This window comes from Streptosporangium sp. NPDC051022, assembly GCF_040683035.1.
Taxonomy (GTDB): domain Bacteria; phylum Actinomycetota; class Actinomycetes; order Streptosporangiales; family Streptosporangiaceae; genus Streptosporangium.
The window spans coordinates 63,861-64,711 of the sequence record NZ_JBFBCF010000012.1; the positions used below are offsets into that span (position 1 = coordinate 63,861).

General features: G+C 71.6%; 1 protein-coding gene. It reads right to left on the minus strand.

Annotated features, from left to right (window positions below):
- Positions 1 to 820 (minus strand): WD40 repeat domain-containing protein (locus AB0N02_RS20730; RefSeq protein WP_363948781.1); only part of this gene is annotated, 820 nt, incomplete at its 3' end.
- Positions 821 to 851 lie beyond the last annotated feature (31 nt).

Here is an 851-nt window from a genome sequence, read left to right on the forward strand (position 1 = left end):
AGATGTGTACGGCGTTCTGCCCGCCGGTGGCGAGGTGGGTGCCGTCGGGGCTCCAGGCCACGGAGTAGATCCAGCCGGTGTGGTCTTCGAGGGTGTGGGCGAGGGGGCCGGTCGCGGTGTTCCAGATGTGTACGGCGTTCTGCCCGCCGATGGCGAGGCGGGTGCCGTCGGGGCTCCAGGCCACCGAGCGCACGCTGCCGGTGCGGTCTTCGAGGGTGTGGGCGAGGGTGCCGGTCGCGGTGTTCCAGATGTGTACGGCGTTCTGCCCGCCGGTGGCGAGGTGGGTGCCGTCGGGGCTCCAGGCCACGGAGTAGATCCAGCCGGTGTGGTCTTCGAGGGTGCGGGGCGGGGTGCCGGTGGTGAGGTCCCACAGTTGTACGGTGCCGTCGTTGTCGCCGGCGGCCAGGTGGGTGCCGTCGGGGTTCCAGGCCACCGAGCGCACGCTGCCGGTGCGGTCTCCGAGGGGGCGGGTCGTGGTGCCGGTGGCGAGGTCCCACAGGTGTACGGTGCCGTCGTTGTCGCCGGCGGCGAGGTGGGTGCCGTCCGGGCTCCAGGCCACCGAGAGCACGCTACCGGTGTAATGTCCGAAGACGCGGGTGAAACGACTGGTCGCGACGTTCCAGATGTGCACGATCTCGCTGTCGATGCCGCCGCCGCCGCCGGTGGCGAGGTGGGTGCCGTCGGGGCTCCAGGCCACCGAGCGAACCCAGTAGCCGGGGTCTTCGAGGATGCGGGTCGTGGTGCCGGCCGAGAGGTTCCAGATGTACGTGGCCTCGTCGCCGCCGGTGGCGAGGTGGGTGCCGTCGGGGCTCCAGGCCACCGAGCGAACCCTTCCGGTGTGGCCTTCGAGG